General features: G+C 45.3%; 18 protein-coding genes and 2 riboswitches. Of the genes, 9 read left to right on the top strand and 9 right to left on the bottom strand.

The genetic code is table 11. The annotated features are described in order from the left end of the window. The first annotated feature begins 95 nt into the window (after positions 1–95). Positions 96–1,001, top strand: a complete 906-nt coding sequence (locus tag MKY98_RS25795) for a LysR family transcriptional regulator (RefSeq protein WP_069012286.1) — start codon at positions 96–98, stop codon at positions 999–1,001. Positions 1,002–1,091: 90 nt separating this feature from the next. Here the strand turns inward: MKY98_RS25795 and MKY98_RS25790 are convergent, their stop codons facing one another. After that, positions 1,092–1,961, bottom strand: a complete 870-nt coding sequence (locus MKY98_RS25790) for an AraC family transcriptional regulator (protein WP_069012285.1) — start codon at positions 1,959–1,961, stop codon at positions 1,092–1,094. 249 nt (positions 1,962–2,210) lie between these two features. Between MKY98_RS25790 and rlmN the strand changes: the two genes are divergently transcribed. From rlmN to MKY98_RS25775, 3 genes are all read left to right on the top strand, one after another. Further along, the gene (gene rlmN, locus MKY98_RS25785) at positions 2,211–3,308 is read left to right on the top strand and encodes a 23S rRNA (adenine(2503)-C(2))-methyltransferase RlmN (protein WP_023991003.1); all 1,098 of its coding nucleotides are present in this window, start codon (positions 2,211–2,213) and stop codon (positions 3,306–3,308) included. 139 nt (positions 3,309–3,447) lie between these two features. Further along, the gene (locus MKY98_RS25780) at positions 3,448–4,149 is read left to right on the top strand and encodes a dihydroorotate dehydrogenase electron transfer subunit (protein WP_029518821.1); all 702 of its coding nucleotides are present in this window, start codon (positions 3,448–3,450) and stop codon (positions 4,147–4,149) included. Further along, entirely contained in the window at positions 4,130–5,062 is a 933-nt protein-coding gene (locus MKY98_RS25775) for a dihydroorotate dehydrogenase (protein ID WP_025719854.1), read from the top strand. The genes MKY98_RS25780 and MKY98_RS25775 overlap by 20 nt, the downstream gene beginning before the upstream one ends. A 122-nt stretch (positions 5,063–5,184) precedes the next feature. Here MKY98_RS25775 and MKY98_RS25770 read toward each other — a convergent pair whose 3' ends face one another. Then, entirely contained in the window at positions 5,185–5,367 is a 183-nt protein-coding gene (locus MKY98_RS25770; protein WP_063207447.1) for a hypothetical protein, read from the bottom strand. A 214-nt stretch (positions 5,368–5,581) separates the two neighbouring features. On the opposite strand from MKY98_RS25770, the gene MKY98_RS25765 reads away from it, so the two are divergent. Both MKY98_RS25765 and MKY98_RS25760 read left to right on the top strand, forming a co-directional pair. After that, positions 5,582–7,246 carry an ATP-binding protein gene (locus tag MKY98_RS25765; RefSeq protein WP_256026109.1) on the top strand — a complete coding sequence of 555 codons (1,665 nt, stop codon included), beginning with the start codon at positions 5,582–5,584 and terminating at the stop codon, positions 7,244–7,246. Beyond that, complete coding sequence (locus MKY98_RS25760; protein WP_069012284.1) at positions 7,227–7,964, top strand: response regulator; 738 nt, start codon at positions 7,227–7,229, stop codon at positions 7,962–7,964. Before MKY98_RS25765 ends, MKY98_RS25760 begins: the two co-directional genes overlap by 20 nt. Before the next feature lie 51 nt (positions 7,965–8,015). Here the strand turns inward: MKY98_RS25760 and MKY98_RS25755 are convergent, their stop codons facing one another. Beyond that, on the bottom strand, positions 8,016–9,035 hold the full coding sequence (locus MKY98_RS25755; protein WP_069012283.1) for a 2-hydroxyacid dehydrogenase: 1,020 nt from the start codon (positions 9,033–9,035) through the stop codon (positions 8,016–8,018). Between the two features lie 17 nt (positions 9,036–9,052). Continuing rightward, a complete protein-coding gene (locus tag MKY98_RS25750; protein ID WP_341011392.1) occupies positions 9,053–10,108 on the bottom strand; it encodes an AEC family transporter in 1,056 nt (351 codons plus the stop codon). A gap of 339 nt (positions 10,109–10,447) precedes the next feature. Here MKY98_RS25750 and mmuM point away from each other — a divergent pair, with 339 nt between their 5' ends. Beyond that, the gene (gene mmuM, locus MKY98_RS25745) at positions 10,448–11,395 is read left to right on the top strand and encodes a homocysteine S-methyltransferase (RefSeq protein WP_069012281.1); all 948 of its coding nucleotides are present in this window, start codon (positions 10,448–10,450) and stop codon (positions 11,393–11,395) included. A 154-nt stretch (positions 11,396–11,549) separates the two neighbouring features. On the opposite strand, the gene MKY98_RS25740 is transcribed toward mmuM, so the two are convergent. From MKY98_RS25740 to rhaB, 5 genes are all read right to left on the bottom strand, one after another. Continuing rightward, positions 11,550–13,838: a GDYXXLXY domain-containing protein gene (locus MKY98_RS25740; protein ID WP_176715752.1), complete on the bottom strand. Its 2,289-nt coding sequence runs from the start codon at positions 13,836–13,838 to the stop codon at positions 11,550–11,552. 140 nt (positions 13,839–13,978) lie between these two features. Next, a complete protein-coding gene (locus tag MKY98_RS25735) occupies positions 13,979–14,872 on the bottom strand; it encodes an AraC family transcriptional regulator (protein WP_069012279.1) in 894 nt (297 codons plus the stop codon). Positions 14,873–15,070: 198 nt separating this feature from the next. Continuing rightward, positions 15,071–15,916 carry a rhamnulose-1-phosphate aldolase gene (gene rhaD, locus MKY98_RS25730; protein WP_029518813.1) on the bottom strand — a complete coding sequence of 282 codons (846 nt, stop codon included), beginning with the start codon at positions 15,914–15,916 and terminating at the stop codon, positions 15,071–15,073. Positions 15,917–15,983: 67 nt separating this feature from the next. Beyond that, positions 15,984–17,240 carry an L-rhamnose isomerase gene (gene rhaA, locus MKY98_RS25725; protein WP_069012278.1) on the bottom strand — a complete coding sequence of 419 codons (1,257 nt, stop codon included), beginning with the start codon at positions 17,238–17,240 and terminating at the stop codon, positions 15,984–15,986. A gap of 12 nt (positions 17,241–17,252) precedes the next feature. After that, complete coding sequence (gene rhaB, locus MKY98_RS25720; protein WP_069012277.1) at positions 17,253–18,734, bottom strand: rhamnulokinase; 1,482 nt, start codon at positions 18,732–18,734, stop codon at positions 17,253–17,255. Between the two features lie 329 nt (positions 18,735–19,063). Next, a riboswitch (purine riboswitch) is annotated at positions 19,064–19,167 on the top strand. A 181-nt stretch (positions 19,168–19,348) separates the two neighbouring features. Between rhaB and MKY98_RS25715 the strand changes: the two genes are divergently transcribed. Beyond that, a complete protein-coding gene (locus MKY98_RS25715) occupies positions 19,349–19,966 on the top strand; it encodes a xanthine phosphoribosyltransferase (RefSeq protein WP_069012276.1) in 618 nt (205 codons plus the stop codon). After that, positions 19,960–21,267, top strand: coding sequence for a nucleobase:cation symporter-2 family protein (locus MKY98_RS25710; RefSeq protein ID WP_029518809.1), 1,308 nt, complete (start codon positions 19,960–19,962; stop codon positions 21,265–21,267). Before MKY98_RS25715 ends, MKY98_RS25710 begins: the two co-directional genes overlap by 7 nt. A gap of 757 nt (positions 21,268–22,024) precedes the next feature. After that, positions 22,025–22,222: riboswitch (cobalamin riboswitch) on the top strand. Positions 22,223–22,420 lie beyond the last annotated feature (198 nt).

Raw genomic sequence — 22,420 nt, 5'->3', positions numbered from 1 at the left:
ATCATTGTAGAGGAGGTATTGTATTCTGTATAATTGAATTAAATAAATTTACAATTCGATAAAATTGAATCAATTGTTTATACAGGAGTCTGATAATGGACATTAAAACACTCAAAACATTTCAAATGATTGTGAATTACGGAAGTTTTATGCGTGCAGCGGAAGAGTTGAATTATGCACAATCTACCGTGACGATGCAAATACAGAAGCTGGAGTCCGATATGGGAATTCAACTGATCGAACGGGGCAAGAAAATAAAGTTAACTGAAGCGGGCAGGATGTTTTACGAGCAAAGTCTACATATTGTAAAGGATATGGAGCAATTGCAGGAAAATATGGACAATCTGCAAAGAGGGACCGCAGGCGACATTCGTATAGGAGTGACCGAACCGACTGCCAGTTATCGACTACCAGGAATTCTAAAGCGTTTCTTAACCCATTATCCGAACATTCGGGTTTCTGTTGAGTTTGGAAATACCCCTACCTTAAGCGAGCGTATTCTCAAGGGGGATATTGACTTAGCGCTGTGTTCCACACCAGATTTGGGCACAGAGCTATATTTTGAGCCTTTATTTAGGGAGAAATTTGTAGTTTTAATGCCTGAAAATCACTCGCTTGCGGAAAAAGAAAACATTGGGCCGGAGGATTTACAGGGGCAGCGGTTGCTTATTACGTCGGCTACCTGTCCCTATCGTCGCAAACTTGAAATGGTCATGAAGGAATATGGAATAACCACGTTAAATACGATGGAAATTGGCAGCATGACGGCTCTGAAATTTTATGTGGAAAGCGATTTAGGGATTGCACTTGTGCCACAAATTCTGGTCAGTTCTGTCCCGGCAGGAACAACGGTGAGGGAATTAAGCGGCAGCCTGATTGATATGACCTTCGGACTTCTCTGCAAAGCAACAGACTATCCGCTAAAGTCGACAGGTTCAAGGCTATATTCTGTGTTGAAGCAGGAGCTTGGGGGATTGCATGCGACCATTAAGCTAGAGTAACGAGTATCAGGGAATTGTGTTTTCTGTCACCATATGATGTAAATGCAGTACAGCAGAAAACCGACTGCTGTGGGCAATCGGTTCATTGGTTTACTTTTTATTAATCGGAACCCATACCTCGCACCGGTAGTCTTCAGCATGTGAATCTCCCATAGTATACACTTCCAGTTCCGGGCCGCCTGAATGCTCATAATTGCTGGCAGGGAACCATTCCTGGAAAATTCTTTGCCATACCTTTTGGATCGAGTGAGGCATAGGGCCGATGGATGTAAACACTGCCCAGGTTGAAGCCGGAATGGTTCTGGATTCCAGCCCATTCGCGGTCGCTACGTCTTCGCTGCCTTCTGCGGCGATTAAGTAGCTAAACGTCTCCTCTCCATGTTTCATGTCCAAACATATACCGAGTATATCATCGCCTGTTCCCAAGGCATGAATCCGATCCGATGTACCATCCGCATTTAGTTCGTTCCAGAATTTTGGGATTTCTCGAAGATTATCGCCGTTCTTAGTGGTGACTTGAATGGACTTGCCAATGACCGTAAAGGCCGCTTTCTCTACAATTTTGTAATCCATTTCCTGATCTCCCTTCAACGATAGATGGAAGGTGATGCGTGGAAAGGCTTTCAGGTTCACCCCAGGGCTTCTGGCCTCAGAGGGAGAAATACCGTGTATCTTTCGGAACGCTTTAGAAAAAGATTCGGGGGAATCATATCCGTATTTGAACGCTACATCCAGCACCTTGGCGGAAGAAAGACTCAATTCCTGAGCAGCCAAGGTCAATCGACGTTTGCGCACATATTCTGCTACCGTGAAGCCAGTTAGCATATGAAACATTCGCTGAAAATGAAAAGGAGACGAATAGGCTGCCTTTGCAATTTCATCGATATCGAGTGGCTGCTGCATTCTCTCTTCCATCAGATCCAGTGCGTTCTTGATCCGAAGCAACCATTCCAACCGCATCACCTCCTTGGTTGTAATCATATCATTAGGAGTATCTGTAATCCTGTCTTTGCGTGCTCTTGTTGAACAGGAAAAACAATGTGCCTGCCCCCTTGTGTTCATAATTAAAATTTGGGACAATGAAAGAGACGTTTAAATAGCGCAGATTGCTTAAACATGCTATGATGCAATGATCGTTGAGACGAGTCGTGATGGCTAGGGTTTATATATAGAAATACGAATTTGATTGTTTTGAAAAGAGGATCGAACATGAAAAAAGAATCCATTTATGGATTAACGCTAGATCAATTGACAGCATGGCTCATCGAGCATGGGCATAAGAAATCCCGGGCATTGCAGGTATGGGACGCATTGTACCGGAAGCGTGTTACTGATTTTGCAGCGATGGCAGAGGTTCATGAGGATTGTACACGCCTGTTGGCAGAGCACTTTTCCATTGAAACACTTGAAGAACACGTGAAGCAACAGTCAGCAGACGGGACGGTCAAGTTCTTGTTCCGGCTTCAGGATGGTAATTTGATTGAGACGGTATTGATGCGGCATAAGTTTGGCTTATCCGTATGTGTGACTACACAGGTAGGATGTAATATTGGATGTAGCTTCTGTGCGAGCGGATTGTTGAAGAAGAGCCGCGACCTATCCAGTGGTGAGATTGTAGAGCAAATTATGAAGGTCCAGCTGTATCTGGATCAGGAACGCCCGGGCGACCAGGTCAGTCATGTTGTTGTGATGGGAATTGGCGAACCGTTTGATAACTTCGTGAACCTGTCCGATTTCATTCGGGTGATTAAGGATCACAAAGGGCTAGCGATTGGGCCGCGGCATATTACCGTTTCCACAAGCGGATTGGCTGATAAAATCATTGAATTTGCAGATTCAGACCTGCATGTCAATCTGGCGATCTCCCTCCACGCCCCGAATAATGAGATTCGTACTCGCATTATGAAGATCAACCGGGCGATTCCGATTGAGAAACTCATGCAGGCGATTGATTATTATTTGGACAAAACAAATCGTCGAATTACGCTGGAGTACATCTTGCTGAAGGATGTTAATGACGGTAAGGAGCATGCGCTCGAACTGGCTGAGCTGGTGGGCCATCGTCGTAATCTGGCCAATGTCAACCTCATTCCGTACAATCCAGTAGATGAGCATAGCCAATACCAGCGGAGTGAGTCGGAGTCGATTACGGGCTTCTATGATGTGCTGAAGAAACAAGGTATTAGCTGTAGTGTTCGGCTGGAGCATGGAGTCGATATTGACGCAGCCTGCGGACAGCTACGCAGCAAACAAATCCGCAAGGATGCCAAGGGTAGCCGCAATGCGGAGCGCGAAGCCATTAGTTAAATACACAAGCGTACTCTCTAACAGGAGTACGCTTTTTTATATCACGAGCCGTAGGGCGAAACGTTACCCAGAAATGTGAAAATAGTCACGTAATAGTTGCTGCTTTTACGTTATAGTGAGTGGTTAGTGGAGGGGTTATATGGCTAACGTAATTTCGAATGTGGCGCTCGTTCCGGGCATTTATGTGATGAAAATAGAGGGAAAGTTTAAAGGGAACATGGGGCAGTTCTACATGCTGCGCAGCGGGACAGGTTACCCACTGCTACCCAGACCCATCAGCATTTATGATATCGGGGAAGAGAGTATTTCCTTTTTGTATCGGGTTGTTGGAGAGGGGACAAATTTGTTTTCCCAATTACAGCCTGGTCAGGAAATTCAGTTAGAAGGACCTTTCGGAAACGGTTTTCCGCAGGTAGAGGGCAGTTTGGCTTTAATCGGCGGTGGCATGGGTACAGCTCCGTTGCTGTTGGCTGCAAAGTATTACCCGCATGCGCATGTTTATCTAGGGTTTGCACAGCAAGCCTTCGGGGTTGAAGCGTTCGAAGCTGTGGCGGCATCTGTACAGGTCAAGGTAGGGGGAAGTATCGTCGAACAGATCGATCCGACGCTCTATGCAAATATGTTTTCCTGCGGGCCAACTCCGATGTTACAAGCACTCGCTATAAAAACGGTGGATACGTCGTCCCGCTTATATATTTCAACTGAAAGACACATGGCCTGTGGTATTGGCGCATGTTTGGGCTGTACGATGCGTACCCGTGGAGGCAATCGGAGGGTATGTAAAGAAGGGCCTGTATTCCCGGTGGAGGAGGTGGAGTTCGATGATCTCCATGGCGTGTAATATTGCGGGTGTACCGTTCAAGAACCCGATCATCATGGCTTCCGGTACGTTTGGATTCGGACGGGAGTATGCGGAATTTTATTCTCCTGAATTATTGGGCGGCATCGTCGGCAAGGGACTAACCCTGCATCCGAAGGCTGGTAATACGGGATCACGAATACATGAGACAGCATCCGGCATGCTCAATAGTGTGGGGCTGGAGAATCCGGGTGTTGCCGCCTTTTTGAAGGATGAACTGGATGACATGACTCACTGGAACACGGCTGTTATTGCCAACGTGGGCGGTTCCAATCTGGAGGAATATGTTCAGGCCGTAGCGATGATTACGGAAAATGCACAAAAGCGTCGCACGATGAACCGCAGAGGCGTTGATATGCTGGAATTGAACATTTCATGTCCCAACGTGAAGCAGGGTGGAATGCAATTTGGTATCCAGACGGAGGTAGCGCGGGAGGTTGTGCGTCAGGTGCGCAATGTGACGGCACTTCCGTTGGTTGTCAAGCTGTCTCCCAACGCAGAGAATATCACGCAGATGGCGGTTATGTGCGAGGAAGAAGGCGCAGACGGAGTTTCGTTGATCAATACATTTTCTGCGATGAAAATTGATATACGCCGGCGTCGCAGTGTCTTCGCCAACACGTATGCAGGTCTTTCCGGCCCGGCAATTAAGCCGATTGCTTTGCGTATGGTTCATCAGGTGGCACAGGCGGTGTCGATTCCGGTGATCGGGATGGGCGGGATTAGCTCTGTGGAAGATATTATTGAATTCACCATGGCAGGTGCCGCTGCCATTCAGGTAGGAACGTACAATTTTGTCCATTTACATGCAGGGGCCGAGCTGGTACATGGCCTTGAACAATGGATGCAGCGGGAAAAGGTGCAGTCATTGGATGAGATACGGGGAATTTTGTAAATTTGGAACCATTTTGCATACACTAATTCATATGAGGATTTTGCAAAATCCTGATATAAAGCCGGCTTGTCTTTTAAAGACAAGTCGGTTTTGTTTTTTATTTGACCAAACAGCAAACGCCACTAGTGGTTAATATCGCATTTGTTCAGTATGAACGAAATTTGATTTTCCAGCCGATGAATGGCTTCCTTGGATGCCTGGTCGTTGGCCCCTTGTGCCTGGAGCGCGGCAAGCTCCTGTTTGAGCTGATGAAGGTCTTGTCCTGCGTGAGCGCAGTCGTAATTGCTTTCGAGATTGTCAATCATCCGTGATCCTCCCTTTCGTTAGGTATACGTCCTTATTATGGAGATTTGATCTTTCCTTATTCAGCATAAAGTTTTATTTCAGGTAAAGGATCATGAGGCGCGTAAATCTTGCAAAATAAGAAGGAAATTGTCAAACAATGTCGAATAAAAAGGAATTATAGGGGAATAGATAGGCTCTTCTTCCCAATGGAGAGCTTGATATAGAAATTGGGTGATGGGGTTGCGGTCAAAAAGTAAGTCGAAACCGAGACGACAATTCAAAGTTTCGCTACAATTCATGATTATTATTTTGGTTGTTTTAGTTATCATTATTTCCTTAATTATATCCTTGCTTCTCATTCGTAATTTCGTGATTAACAAGCATTTTGATAATACGAAGGAAAAACTCTCGGGTGTTGCCAAGATGGTTGCAAGTGACAACGATGTTATTCGTAATGTCGAGCAGGGAATTCCTGTGAAGCAGATCCAAGACTATTCGCTTGGAGTCATGCATAACGTTAATGTGGATTTTGTTGTCATTCTGAACCACGATTTAATTCGGCTATCTCATCCGAATGCAACGATGGTTGGCAAACCGTTCTCTGATTTGAATGATGCCAGAAGAGCGCTATCCGGTCAGGGACATTTTTCTGAGAATATAGGTATTTTGGGCAAAGGTTACCGATATTTTACGCCGATATTTAATCAACAGCATGAGGTCATTGGCATTGTATGTGTAGGACTAACCATGAGAACCCTAAATCATGATTTGATGCAGGCGCAGTATACCATTTTTGGGGGGCTGATGCTGGGGCTCTTTAGTGGAGTTTTGGGTGCGATCATTCTGGCTCAGAAAATCAAAACCATTTTATTTGGGCTTGAGCCGCAAGAGATAGCAACACGATTGCGCGAAAAAGAAATTATTGAAAATGAGGTCGCTGAAGGAATTATAGCCATTTCGGCTGACAAGAAAATTATGCTCATGAACAAAGAAGCTCAGGCCAAGTATCAACTGGCAAACCAAGAAATGAAAGCCCCGATTGGCGAGCAGCTAGATACCAACTTTTATAACGTGCTTTTCAAGAGAGTGTTCGATGATAAAAAGAAAATCAAGGATCGCTCATTTTATGTGAATGGTATAGAGGTCATTGCGACAGTAACCCCTATATATATTGAAAATGAATTTTTTGGGGCAGTTGCAACGCTGCGCGACCAATCCGAGATGATCCATCTCAGCAACCAGTTAAGTGGTACAAAATATTATATTAACTCCCTTCGCGGACAGACCCATGAATTTATGAACAAAATGCACGTAATATCCGGGCTGATTGAAATGAGGAAATATGCGGAGGTCAGTCAATATATTCATCAGTTAAATCACCGGTATCAAGATGAGGTAGGCTTTTTGACGGAGAGAATTAAAGTTCCGGCATTAGCAGGTTTTATTATGGGTAAAATCAACGAAGCACGCGAACAGAATATTTCGGTTCTTCTTGCAGAAAGCTCGGATGTCTCTAATGTGGAGATGCAGGATATCGTTCATGATGTCATACACATCCTGGGCAATTTTTTTGACAACGCCATAGATTCCATCTTACAAAAAAAAGAACCCGGCAAAATTGAGCTTAAATTGAACTATGAGTGTGAGGGTAATGTATTCATTCTGAAAGTAAAAGATAATGGGTTGGGGATTGATTTTGAGATGCAAAAAAGGATATTCGAGCATGGCTTTTCAACCAAAGGAGAAGACAGAGGCTACGGCTTGAATCTGGTTAAAACCATGGTGGAAAATCATCAAGGAATCATTGAGCTTGATAGCCAACCGGGTCTGGGAACAAGTATATATGTAGAGTTGCCCTGTACATTGGAGGTGACAAATAATGAAAGTTCTAATCGTTGAGGATGATCCGATGGTTGCTGAGCTCAATCAACAGTTTATCGAGCGCATGGACAATTTGGATGTTGTATGTAAGGCAGATACCGTCAAGAAAGCACAGGACTGTCTTCAAAAATGGTCACCGGATCTGGTATTACTGGACGTTTATTTACCTGGAAAAAGCGGATTAACTTTATTATCTCATATGCAGGAGCATCAATATCATGCTTCAGTTATTTTAATTACGGCTGCAAAAGATATTCAGACGGTGAAGGAAGCTGTTTTTTATGGTGTTGCAGACTATTTAATTAAACCCTTTACATTCGAACGCTTTAGACTGGCTGTTGAGAAAATCCAGCGTCTGGCCACGGTGATGGAGGAAGGGAACGGAATTAATCAAGCTGTTATTGACCATTATTTTAATAAAGAAGAGCACACGGGTGTGGAAAATAAAAAACCTGTTGAACATCCACCGCATAATGTATCGAAAAACCTGTCTAAAAATTTGTCCAAACTGACCATGACCACAATACTGAAGAGTATTCAAGAGCTGGACGGACCCTTCTCAGTTGAAACGTTAGCTAGAGAAGTGGACTTGTCCCGTATCACGGTCAAAAAATATATTCAGTTCCTGGTGGACGATGGATTTCTCGTTGAATCGATAGAATACCACAAGGTTGGCAGACCGCTAATGCTCTATCAGTTGAATCCTGATATAAAAGAACCGCCATTTCCATTGTAATCTGGAAATAGCGGTTCTTTTTTTGTTCAACAAGAGTACCGAGCTTCCTAATTATTTCATAGAGAGGACAGGAAGTGGGACCAGGTTATCCGAAGAATGAGTTGTAACGATATCATGGAAGTTGTCGTAGCTAGTTTCAATCATGTTGGATAACGCCGTAACGGTATTCGAGCCAGCATGAGGCGTTACCAAAACTCTTGGATACAGCTCCACAAGCTTCTGGATCGTTGGGTCCGGGAGCATTTGCCATGGTTCAAACGCTTTGAAAAATAGTTCTTCCTCTTTAGGGAAGACATCTGTCCCAAATCCCTCCAAATGATTACTGAGTAAAGCGTCTAGAATGGCTTGATTATCTTGTAATTCTCCACGTGAGGTATTGATGAGGATAGATCCCTTTTTCATTTTTGCTAAAAAGCCAGCATTAATCATTTGGTCGTTCTGTCCCGGCAGATAAGGAACATGCACACTAACAACATCGCTCTCTGCCAGTAGCTCATCCAAGGTTGTGAATGGAATGACTTCCTTGGCTGCGTCGGATTGGTATACATCAAAGCCGATAACAGAAGCTCCTAATCCTTTAAACAATTTAGCCTCTGTCAGACCAATGCGTCCAACCCCGATAATCCCAACTTTACAGTTATGGATCTCTTTGCTGAATGTATGCTCATCCACAATAAAATTTTTGAAAGAGCTTTTGGTAGTCATATAAGCGGTGTGGCGGAACAGCATCATAGCCAAAGTTAAGGAGAGCTCGGCGATGGCATTCGGAGAGTAGGATGGGACGCGTGCCACCTTCATTCCGAATTCGCTACAGGCATCCAAATCAATGTGGTTGATTCCGACTGTTCTGGTGAAAATATATTGAATGCCGTATTCATTGAATTTTGTGATATTTTCCCGATTGGCAGCACAGTTTCCTCTTAGCAAAACAGCATCGTGATGCTGTGCCAATTCTGCATTGCTGGTGGTTAACAACTCTTCTACCAGCGTTAGTTGGAAGTTATATTTATTGAGATCCTCGAAATAGGGTTTCTCATAAGAACGGACACCGTAGCAGATAATTTTTAACATGTTGTTTTCCCCCTGATTTAGAAAATACCAATTTTATCAATGACATTGAGCGTAATGATCCACACTGGAATCATGACGACAGAAGTGATAGTAGATAGAAGCGATGCATTAGAAGTCAATATGGCTTCCTTATCAAAACTGATGGCATAGGCTGCGGCTACGGTAGCTGTAGGAGTAGCCATCATGATGACAATAGTGGCTAAAGCGACAGAATCGACTGACAGAATATGAGATACAGTCAACAAAGCCAGCAAGACGATGTTAACAATAGGTACAAGCCAAACCTTAACGATGCTGTAATACCAAGAGGTCTTATCCGTAGCTGCCGACTTGAAGCTGATCTCCCCCAATGTCGAGCCAATCGATAACCAGGCTAATGGAGAAGCTAGTCCAGCTAGGTAGGTCATGGGCTTGAACAGCCAGACAGCCGTTTGATCAATTCTTAGAAAGGCGAACTGCTGAATGGCCCCATCCTCTGTAGCTACACTCATCTGTGGCAAATAACCTTGAAACAACCAAACAAACAAGCCTAGAAACGTGGCGATAACAATGGGATTCATAAACATGGTTTTGAGATTTTTAAGCTCCATTTTCAGACCGCTCATTTTGATATAGCCATAGGAGTATAAGAAAATGCGGTACCCTATGTTAAAAATGGAACTGTACATCACTCCGGTAGGGCCGTAAATGGCTCCGACAATTGGAATTCCGAAGAAAGTCGTAGAACCGAAAATGGTTAACACCCGCAAAACATCCTGTTTATCCTTGTTGTAGCTCAGGAAGAACGGTTTAGATATAAAGATGAGAATAATATAAATTAGAACTCCCCATATTAAAACATTTATTCCTTGTTTTAATATTGTAGGATTGATATCCTGCATGAAAGAATTAAAGGCTAGCGCTGGTAGAGCCACGGTTAGAACAACCTTGGATAACATCTTTCCTACTGCTGCGTTAAAAATCCCCTTCTTGCGGCAAAAGAAACCAAGAAGGATAATAAAAACGGTGGAAGCGATAGAACTGACAATTTTGTTATCTGTTAAGGTCGCGGTAATCATTTCTAGTAAAGACATAAATAAAACCCTCTCTTGTACCTTTTTTCACATATATGACGATGCAGAATGTGACGATGCAATGCCATGATCTTTTGGCCAAAGTGTTGGTTTGCACCTTTATAGTAAAATGACTTTGTGAAAAAAAGAACAATATCTAATTAATTTAACTTATGAAACTAATTTAAAAAATTTATACGTTACATCAGATAGCAAATGAAACGAGAGGGGGCGTCTTCACTTCACAAAATGATTATTTCTTGGCTTTGTGAATGCTCATCAACATCCGTGCTATAATGTAAATCATTAAACCCTACTTGATTAGTGGGTTAAATAGAAAAGACGAGCAGGAGGGGCCGCATGAATCCGATACAACATATACTGAACGAATTTCAGCTGATCGTGCTGGATGGCGCAATGGCGACCGAGCTGGAGCGTCATGGACATGATCTGAACGATAGCTTATGGTCAGCTAAAATCCTCCATGAGCATCCGGAGTCGATCAAGCGTGTACATAGGGATTATTTTGAGGCTGGGGCAGACTGTGCGATTACTGCGAGCTATCAGGCTACCGTTGAAGGCTATGTTAAACGAGGCTTAAGCGAAGCTGAGGCGCTGGAACTGATTCAATTATCGGTGCGGATTGCTGTGCAGGCACGAGATGAGTTTTGGGCTGACGTGACGGCTACTGCAAGTCAGCGACATCGTCCCAAGCCGCTAGTTGCGGCCTCCGTTGGCCCTTACGGGGCGTTTTTGGCAGATGGATCAGAGTATCGCGGCGATTACAAGCTGAGCGAGGAACAGCTTGTGGAGTTTCACAGGCCGCGTATGAAAGCTCTGATTGAGGCGGGTGCAGATATTTTAGCTTGTGAAACGATACCCTGTCTGGTTGAAGCCAAGGCCATCGCCCGATTGCTGAAGGAATTCCCTGGTACGTATGCCTGGATCAGCTTTAGCGCAAAGGATGGGCAGCATATCAGCAATGGTGAGTCTGCCGCTGCATGTGCTGAGTGGCTGAATGGGCATGAGCAAGTGGCCGCTGTAGGGGTCAATTGCACTTTGCCGAATTTCGTTCCATCGCTTATTCACGAAATACGCAGCCACACGGATAAGCCTGTGGTGGTATATCCCAATCTGGGGGAGGAATATGACCCGGTCACCAAGACATGGCATGGCAGCACTTGTACAGAGACGTTCGGACAAAGTGCCCGCCAATGGTATGAAGCGGGAGCTCGTCTGATTGGCGGTTGTTGCCGGACTCAGCCGCAGGATATTGAGGAAATAGCTTCATGGACGAGAGATGTATAAACGGGGATAAGCGTTAAGCGTAGTGTAGGGATAAAGGTTATCTATAAGAGGGTAACTCGATGGTCCGAAAAAACAAGCAGGCTGAACCAAGTTGTGCTCCAGTAATGGAGCAACTTGGTTCAGCCTGCTTCGTTAACTATCTGCGCCGATCTGGTCAGCTTTCTGCCAAACGTTCCAGCAGTGCGTCTCCATTGCGGCTCACCCGAATATGGGCAAAATGTGCGTTCTGTTCTACAGTACGTCCGGTTCCCTCAGGGATGAAATAATTCTCAATACCGTACACAATACGAGAACCATACCACTGTCCATTTAGAATGACCTCATGACTGGCAAGTTTTTCGCCATCTTGATAGAGGCGGTCTGCGACGTATACTCCTTGGTTATCTGGTGTGAGAACGACTTTGACCTTGCCTCGGCTCCATTCTTCCTCCTGAAGAGGGGTCTTGGAAGGAGGGGGAGATATGTCGTAATTCAGTGCCACATAATCGCCTTGTAGCAGGGAGCGCGGGTCTATAGGAGCCAGTTTGAGCTTAATGGAAGCCCCTGTGGCGAGCAGGGTTTCGCTTCTCACCGTCTGATACCCGATGATCCCCAGCTGTAGCACGATGACAATGGCAATGAGTAACGGGCTTAAGCGCATAAAGCTAAAGCTGCGGTGATCGGCATCGAATGCTGCTTTTCCGCTATGGGCCATTCGCCGATCCGCCCACCAGGTAATTCCGAGCGCAATGATCCCCAGTAACGCCAGCGTAAAAGATTTATACAGTAGCGTCCACAATAAATCATAGTATTTGAAGCCGATAAAAATAAACCAGAAGACAACGCCCATGATGGCCTCCGATTTTTGTTTCACACGGGCAAAGGCAAAGACCATCCCGGTAACGATAACAAAATAAAAAATGTTAATGAACATATAAGAGTGTGGAACGACATCCTCGAAAAACGTCGCCCAAAACAGGAACAGCAAGCTGAAAAATAATGAGCTATTCCGCAGATGTTCTTTTAACTCCGTCTTGGATATAAAGTAACTTACCCCATATAACACGGCATTGACGATGAAAAGAGAGAAGATGATGAACTTATAGGTCCAGTTCCAACCATCCCACTCCTGATACTGCTGAAATAAAATGGTCGCCAGATTCAGGTTTACAAAGGTGTAGGCAAAAAACAACTGCCTTTTCCCCTTGGAGCGAAACCATCCAGCGATGGAAACGATCAGAAATAATACCGAAAGCAGCGACTGATCTGACCATAGAATGGCCGCCAAGCCTGTAATATAGCTGATGGTTAGCAGGGTATAACGTATGACTGAATCCAGCTTGGATTCCGGTATGACAATCATCAAAATCATAAGTAGCAACGACACAACCAACAGTACATATTCGGTGTGGTTTACATTCGTGCTAATCATAATCAATCCGATGAGAGATATACTTCCGATCAGCACCCCAACCACTTTGATTACACGGGATACGGTTTTGCTGATCCATTCACTGCCACGTTCCTCGGGAACGATTGTTTCCACATCGGTTTTCGCGATATCCCCGTTTTCCCCATTGAATATCTCCCCTGTTTCCGGCGGTGTTTTCCCCAAACGATTCAAATAACGGAAAAACCACACGTTACCGGTCAGCAGCAGCGCCACAAAAATCAAACCAAAAACAAAAAACAGAGATGAGTAGTAAGCCTCTGCTAGCTCTATAAATTTAAAGACAGCAAACGCTGAGAGCGCCAATGCATTCAAGGTCAGTAGTGTTTTATTCAGCCGTACCTTGATAAATATATAAAATCCTAAAGCAATCACAGCGATATGCGGTATATTCATGACCAGGCCATACCCATCAAATGCAAAAGAGTTGGTCATCGCCAACATCGCTATATGAAAAACAGTAAAGCTCATATATTGTAGTGGAGCAGAATGTATACGATGAAGGAACGCCAATAGGAACAACAACAGATTGACCAGTGCGAACACTCCGGCAATGGACAACGATTCCAGCTCGCTATAAGATGCACTTTGCATCGTAGGGTAAAAATAAAGCCACAAACCGAGGTGAATTAGTACATATGACAGCATATAAAAAGGATTGTAGCGAGTAATCCAGCTAAGCAGTAGAGCTGGCACCGACCAAATGAAAAACAACCCGTAGCTGTCCGCATGGGAATTGTAAATTTGACCGAGCAATGCCACAGAAACGCCAAAGGCTATACAGCCAGCCACCAAAAACATATTTGACAGAAAAGCTTGTTGACCGGGAACAGCACGTATCCGTGCAAATACAAAAGACAAGCCATAGAACAGAACAATAAGCGCAGCAGCCAGTACAATTTTGACTGTCCGATCCAGTCCGCCCCAATTGGAGGCGAAAAAATAAATAATCGCGGCAAGTACCAGTGAGATGCCCAGCAGATAGCCCGTACGTATCGCATTGAATCGCAGCATGGATTTCACGTACCTTTCCTGTTGGTTTGATGCTTATTATAACGTTGAAAGGTCTCAGAACCAAGTACTAATTAGGATCAGGTCATAAAAAAAGAGAGCCACCGTATACGGCGGCTCTCTTGAACGTTACTGGATTCCAGCTAGGCATTGACGGTACGAATCTCTTGCCGGGACTGATGTCGGAAGCGATACTCACGCGGTGGAATCCCTGCTGTTTTCTTAAATGCTTTGGAAAAGGTGGACATATCGGTATAGCCGATGGACTGGGCTATGATCGACAAATTGTAAGTTGTCTGCTCCAGTAATCTTTTGGCTTCGTTAATCTTAAGGTTTTGCAAATACTTGGCGGGAGAGATGAGGAAGGTGGAATGGAACTTACGTGAAAAGTGGGCACGATCCACACCTACATGCTCGGCAATTTGCTCAATCGTAACACGGTCACAATAATGCATTTCAATGTAGTCTTTCCCCTGCTGGAGCCAATAATCAGAGCATACAAAGTTGCGCAGTACGTCAGATGTGTTGCGGGACAACTCCTCGAAGATCTGGTGCAGTATAATCAAGCGGGCCAGATCGCTGCCCTGTCTGTTGTTGTCGTGTACGATGGAAAACAGGTTAGAGATAAGTTCGAGGATTTCCTCACTCACGGCGTTAGCCATAAATGGCGTGGAGGGATTAATTCCGATCCGCTCCAGTAGCGCGAGGGATTTGGGTCCCTCAAAGGCAATCCATACCTTTTGCAAAGGGTGCTGGTGATCGGTGTAATATTCATGGGCAACATGCGGAAAAAAACAGAATAAATCAGACTTTTGGACACGGTACTTCTGTTGCTTATAAATAAACTCAGCCTGACCTTCAAGCACAAAAATCAAATAAAAATAAGGAACAGCCTTGGGACCGACATGGCAGCTTGTTTTCGAAATATCCATACCCAGTCTGACAGGCCAAATGGCGCTGGACTTTTCCAATTCGGTAGCTGTGAAATAATGGTCTTCCACGATGTCGAAGTGATCTTCATTTTTTGCTCTTTTCATAACTTGTCACCTCTCCTTTGGTGGAGATAAGGGAATTTTGATTTTATTGTATATAAAGGAAAGCACAATTACAAGTTAATTCATTGGAATTGAGGGTTATATAATTAAAACTGCGTATGCCAAAGGCTCCATGGCCGGTTTGAGATGACCCGTGGAGCCTTTTAAGTTCTGTATTATGAGATGGGGATTAGCCTATATTTATACGTTCAAGATTCCTTCTTTTGGAGTAACGTTGAAGGCTTTGGCTAGATCGGCCAATTCCTGATCTGTAATCCGTTGCTGGATATCATGGTGAGCAATGAGCATGTAAATTTGCGCCGCTTTTTCAATCGTCTCAATGAGACCAAACGCTTCATCAATGGAGCTGCCCGTTCCGAAAATGCCATGATGAGGCCATAATACAGCGTGATGATCCTTCATTTTTTTTGCAGTTTCGCGGCCGATTTCGCTGGAACCCGGTACCATCCAAGGGATTACACCGATACCGTCTGGAAAGACGACAATACATTCGGTACACATTTCCCACAGCGTTTTGGTGAATTGGTTTTCGTCCAGACTATGAATGAAGGTCATGGCAATAACATGGGTGGCATGATTATGAATCACCACGCGATGGTTAGGATCGACCTTCAAGCGCTCAATGTGGCTCATAAAATGGGAAGGTAACTCACTGGTAGGCACTGCGCCATGTTTGAGGCCCCACAAGACTTCCAACTGTTCGCCATCCTGGGAGACACGAAGGACCCCTAAGTTTGCTTCTGGATCTGCAATTACGTTTTTAAAATATTTTCCTGATCCGGTGACGATAAAATACTTACCAGCCAGTTCATTCACTGGGAAAGCAGGTTTAATCGTCCGAATGACCTGATGAATATCTATATATTTTGCAACCTCAGCTTCATCCAGAATATAGCTTACATTACCTCCATTGCGTTCATCCCAGCCGAATTTCCACATGTTTTGTGTAATTTCCGCCATCTCGCGAACAAATGGGATATCCAGTCCCGATTTGCGTTCTTTTTGATTCTCCAGCACAGTAGTCATGGATGATCTCTCCCTTTGGATGATATGAATATAAGCATTATCAGTGCAGTAGTTACCGTTTCAGCAGTTATCGTTTCAACAGTACTTGTTGTTCATAGTTTTTAACTTCGGCCAGCCATTCCTCACGAACGGGAACGCTGTTTTGAGCGCAATAGTAATCCCATATCGCACCAAACGGATACGATTTGAACTCTTCGACTAGAGCAAGACGAGTGGTGAAGTCTCGTTCCTCTTCCGCCTGCTTTAATGCTTCAATCGGTTCGAGCATAGCGCGAAGCAGCGCTTTAATCGTGTTGCGTGTTCCGATGACCCATGCTGCCACATGGTTGATACTGCCATCAAAGAAATCAAGACCGATATGGGTTCGGGAAAGCAATTCACCGCGAACCAGCTCACGGGCAATGTCCAGCAATTCGTCGTCCATTGTCACGACATGGTCACTGTCCCAGCGAACCGGTCTGCTGACATGGAGCAATAATTGGTCGGTGAACATCAGCACAGAGGACAGTTTGTTCGAAATGACTTCGGTTGGATGGAAGTGACCCGCATCGAGACAGATAGATTTACCGCGTGTCAGGGCGTAACCCATATAGAATTCATGTGAGCCCACGACATAGCTTTCCGAGCCAATGCCAAACAGCTTGCTTTCAACCGCATCGATGTTGTATTCCTCGCTGATTTCCTCGCTGAAAATGTCGTCCAGCGCATCACGCAGACGTTCTCTTGGAGCCAACCGATCAACCGGAGTATCTTTATAGCCGTCCGGCATCCAGTGGTTTGTGACACAGGGCTGACCGAGTTCTTTGCCAAAATACTCGGCAATCCTGCGTGATTTTTTGCAGTGTGTGATCCAGAAATCACGGATTTCCGAATCCTTGTGACTCAGTGTGAAGCCGTCTTCCGCTTTAGGATGGGAGAACAGAGTTGGATTAAAATCAAGCCCGAGCCCTTGCTGTTTGGCCCAGTCTACCCAGTTCTGAAAATGGCGTGGCTCCAGTTGATCGAGATCCACTTGTTCTGTGGTGTCCGCATAGATGGCGTGCAGATTGACCTTGTGTTTACCCGGAATGAGTGATAGAGCTTTTTCTAAATCCTGACGTAACTCATGCGGCGTGCCGGCTCTGCCCGGGTAGCTGCCCGTTACGGCAATCCCCCCGCTAAGCTGTTTGTCTTTGAACAGGAATCCCTGAACATCATCTCCCTGCCAGCAGTGCAGTGATATTTTGATTTGTGAAAGCTTCCGTAAAATGTCGTCCACTTGAATACCGTGGCGGGCATACAGCTTTTTCGCTTCGTTATAACTGGCTTCAATGGCTTCGTTCATGGCTTTACTCCTTTATTGAGATATGTGAATAGAGGATGTTGCTTGTATCTTAAGGTGCTCCCAGCGATCCAAAAGTTCTTGCACGCCTTCCACCGATTGCGGCTCATATAGCCGAGTCGGGAAGGAGCGGGCGATGGTTCGGCCAGCAGCCTTGAGATCCTCAAGAACACCAGAGCTAATTAATTGCACGACAATATTGCCGATGGCCGTAGATTCGGAAGGACCTGCCTGAACCTCAATTCCCAAGAGATCGGCGGTTAGCTGACATAGTAATTCGTTGTTAGCGCCTCCGCCGACAATGTGCAATCTGGTAATCTTTTCGTCTGTTAAACATTGCAGTTCGTGTAAGGCATCGTGGTAGCTTAAGGCCAGACTGTCAAAAATACAGCGGGCGAGTGAGCCCGGCGTTCTGGGGATGGGCTGGTCTGTCTCTTCACAGAATCGCTGGATTTCAACGGTCATACTATCCGGGTTTAAGAAGGATGACTGGTTACAGAGGACGAGACTGACAAATGGTGCCTCTGCTGAAGCCAGTTCGGCCAATTCGGCAAAGCTATGTGCGAAGCCGCCCTCTCTTCGAACCTCCTGAATCATCCATAATCCCATAATATTTTTCAGAAAACGGTACGTACCGTAAGCGCCCCACTCATTGGTGTAGTTCGCCTGCATGGCTGCCTTGGTATTCAAGGCTTCGGATCGTTCCATTCCCAGTAGTGACCACGTTCCGCTGCTAATATAAGCCCAGGATTCTTCCCGCTGTGACGGGACACCTGCAACGGCCGATGCAGTATCGTGAGTAGGCGCAAGAATGATCTGACAGTCCGGAAGATCGTATTTTTGAACAAGCTCCGGCAAAAGAGAACCCAGAACCCGCCCAGGTTCTGCGAGCTCTGAAAACTGATTACGTCGCAGTTGGAGCAGGGACAGCAGGTCTTCATCAAACTCTCGGGTGTTCACGTTGAGAAGCTGCATCGTGGACGCATTCGTCATTTCATTGATCATGATGCCTGTCAGGCGATAGTACAGATAATCGGGGACCATCAATATTTTATCCGCCTGGGCAAGCTGTTCCCGATCATGGACGAACAGCTGATACAGGGTATTAAAGTTTAGTTCCTGAATGCCTGTTTTCTCATACACAGCCTCTCGACTGATGAGCTGGTGCAGCCTGTCGGGTGCGTGGAGGGTACGTGCATCCCGGTAAGCGTATACCTCATGAATGCGGTTACCTTTCTGATCAAGCAGCACGTAATCTACAGCCCATGTATCAATGCCGAGCGTACAGGAATGAATCCCCTTCTGCTTAGCTTTTTGCAAGCCTTGAATAATCTCATTCAATAGTTCCTCGATATTCCAGTAATCGTGCCCGTCCTTTTCGGTAAAGGAGTTGTTGAAACGGTGAAGCTCTTGTAAGTGTAGCTGGTCACCTTGCAGAGTTGCCCCTACGAGCCTACCGCTTGAAGCTCCAATATCAACAGCAAGATAATTATTCATATCCAATCTCCTTGCATGGATAAAATACGGGCAGCCTGAAAGTCTGCCTTTTGTTTTCTTAACTAACTCCATACTACTTCCGTTTTTCTTTGTAGTCAACAGAAACGGAAGTCTATTTTGTGGTTTTATTTTTGTATTTGAAATAATAATTAAAATTAAGTGTTGTTTTGTATGTATTTTTGTTTTTTAACATCTGTTTTCTACTATATATATACCTTCAACAAAGGTCGATGTGATTTTACGATATTCCAATTGTGGAAGGTTCTCCAAAAGCCGCTGTCTGTATGAAAAATAATCTTGAAACCGTCCGCCAGAGGGTGTAGTATACAAGATATCAATTTCATATGACTCGTATAATATTGGGGATATGGCCCAAAAGTTTCTACCGGATGACCACTGTAATCGTCCGACTATGAGTGATAGCGCATCGGCTTCGGATGAATGCGGGCATTTATTTGTGCGCCAATCCGTCAGGGATTATAACCCCAAGGACAGGCTTCACTTGAGAAACAACTCAAGGGAGCCTGTCCTTTTTTGGTTTTGGCAGGTTTTACTGTTCAGGATTTTGCAAAATCCTCACTATTTTAAAGTACAGAAGGAGCGATACTCGCATAATGAAAGTTTTGGAGGAACGTATTCGTCAAGAAGGACAAATTTTATCTGACACCGTATTAAAGGTGGATTCATTTTTGAATCATCAGGTAGATACAGCATTAGCATTAGAGATTGGTAAGGAGTTTGCACGCCTGTTCGGCAGTGCTCCGATCACCAAGGTGCTTACCATTGAAGCTAGTGGTATTCAATTTGCAATGGCTACTGCTATTGCCTTGGGGGTCCCGTTCATTTATGCGAAGAAAAAGAAGGCCATCACGCTGAATGAGCAGGTATACTTCGCAGAGGTTCATTCGTTCACTCGGCAGGAAACCTATCAGGTGAGTATCTCCCAAAAATACCTTGATGCCAGCGACCATGTGCTGATCGTAGATGATTTTTTGGCAACTGGTGCAGCATTGGTCGGACTTACGGATATTGTAAAGGAAGCAGGAGCGGAGCTGGCCGGGGTTGGCTGTGTGATTGAGAAGAGCTTCCAGGAAGGCCGTGGACTGTTGGAGCAAAGAGGCATCGCCGTACGTTCTCTTGCGCGTATCGCTTCCATGGCACCAGGCGAGGTCGATTTTATAGAGGAAGCTGGCGTAGTAATTGCTCCTGTTAAGGAGAATGTGGGATGTTAAGTAAACAAAAGTTATTCGCACTGGGCTTCCAGCATGTCATGGCGATGTACGCTGGAGCCATTGCTGTACCTCTAATTGTAGGGGGAGCATTGCACCTGACTCCAGCCCAGATGGCTTATTTGGTGGCTGCCGATCTGTTCACTTGCGGGATTGCTACGTTATTACAAATTATGGGCACACGCTTTTTCGGTAGTAGACTGCCTGTCATTTTAGGCTGTACGTTTACGGCAGTAGGGCCTATCATCGCGATTGCTTCGACCTCAAATTTGGCGACAGCGTACGGTGCCATTATTTTGTCTGGTATATTCGTGGTGCTTGCGGCACCGCTGTATGGCAAGCTGCTACGCTTTTTCCCGACGGTCGTTACGGGTTCGGTCGTTACAATTATCGGTCTATCCCTTATTCCGGTGGCGATGAACAATGTAGCAGGTGGCCAGGGCAGCGCGGATTTTGGACAGCCGCGTAATTTGCTGCTGGCGCTGGTTACATTATTGGTTATTCTGCTTGTGAATCGGTTGGCAAAGGGCTTTATGCGCTCGATTTCCGTGCTCATCGGTCTGTTTGCAGGCACGGTGGTTGCTTATGCGATGGGAATGGTGCATTTTGCTCCCGTGGCAGATGCGTCATGGGTGAGTGTTGCGCAGCCATTTTATTTTGGTAAGCCAGAGTTTAGCATTATGGCAGTTTGTACGATGATTATCGTCAATATTGTCAGCATGGTCGAGTCTACGGGTGTTTATCTGGCAGTAGGCAAGGCGATTGATCAAAAGGTAGAGCAAAAGCAGATCGTCAATGGACTCCGTTCGGAAGGACTTGCGATTATGCTTGGGGGTATTTTTAACGCGTTTCCTTATACAGCCTTCTCGCAAAATGTGGGTCTGATCTCGCTCACACGCGTCAAATCGCGGAACGTTATTTTTGCTGCGGGCGGTATCATGGTTGTTCTCGGTTTGCTGCCTAAGCTGGCTGCTTTAACGACAGTGATTCCTAACGCTGTGCTGGGCGGGGCGATGATCGTCATGTTTGGCTCGGTCGCTGCATCAGGCATGTCTATTTTGTCAGAAGTGGATCTGCGAAAGGAAAGCAATCTGCTGATCGCAGCATGCAGTATTGCTGTGGGCCTAGGTTCTGCCGTTCTGCCACAAATGTTCGACCAGCTGCCGAGCTTTGCCAAAATGTTGTTGCAAAATGGTATTGTTTCGGGCTCGATTACAGCGATTGTCTTGAACATCGTTTTGACGAGAAAACAAGGGGAATCGGTCAAAAGCGTGACGGTTCAGGAGGTTCCACAGAAGGTTTGATGATTAGAAATAAATAAAGATAGCCGGAGAGAGGACGTATGCCTCTTTTCCGGCTGTTTGGCATGGGGTTATCCAGATAGTATATCCCCTTGCTGTCTGGGGATATATAGATAAACTGCGGAATGAAATGGGTAGCTCTAATTTGGTGCGTTTTCCAGTTTACTTACTAGAAGAATTTGCTAGAGCAGCGGGCGATATTATGGTATAATTTACCTTATGGATTTTGAATAGTGGTGGATGTTTTCGGACCACGGTGCAGCTTCCCGAAAGGGGGTGAAGCCGATGGTCAACCTTGTGTCGTGCTACGATGTGTTGCGTTGGATGGTTACGTTACTAAGCCTGGCGTTTAGTATTCGTAAACTTTATCGCTGGCTACGTCGAAAATTTCGGAACAAGCGAAAACCCACCGCGTAATTAGGTTGGCCCCTAACGGTGGGTTTCGTTTGCATTGACATTTAGTTATGCAGCGCGCCGTGGTGGTGATCCACAGCCTTTCAAGTCCTAAGAGTCTTTGCCGTTGGCGCGGCGAAGACTCTTTTTAGTATACGGACACGGTGGTTTACTCTATACCTAATTTTAACACTTCAATTGCGTGCACGCAATTGGAGGTTATGTCTTGTTTCTACCTTATCGTTCAAATTTAAATTATTGTGCAGCCTTTATTGACAAGCCTGTGACAACAAAATAAGATCGTAATGAAAAGAAATAAAGGAAGAAAACAGGTGTGAGCCGGACAACTCTATGTATGGGGTTTCGTAGAGACGATGTACATAGTTGTTGAGCATGTTCACTTAAAAGGGAAGTTCGGTTGATTCCGACACGGGCCCGCCACTGTATACAGGCATCAGCAGGATACTGCTGGAGCTTTCAGAACAGCCACTGGAATTGTGAAGAACCGGGAAGGCCTGAAAGATACGCCTGGAGTCAGGAGACCTGCCTGTTTTGACATCACTGTCAGACCCACGGGATGCTGGGGAGGTGGTTAGGCGTGCTGCATACGGAATGTCTGAAACCGATCTGATCCCTTCTATGTTTTTGGAGTTGGCTTCGAGGTGAGTTCTGACATTTTATATTGAAGGCATTTCTGACTGCTAATTAAGTGGTCTGGAATGCTTTTTTCGCGTTTTGCGTTAGGTTTATGCGATTTTACAAG

Source organism: Paenibacillus sp. FSL M8-0228 (assembly GCF_038007385.1).
GTDB classification, from domain to species: Bacteria; Bacillota; Bacilli; order Paenibacillales; family Paenibacillaceae; genus Paenibacillus; species Paenibacillus polymyxa_D.
Note: the sequence above shows the minus strand (reverse complement) of the source record. Positions and strands in the feature narration are given on the sequence as shown.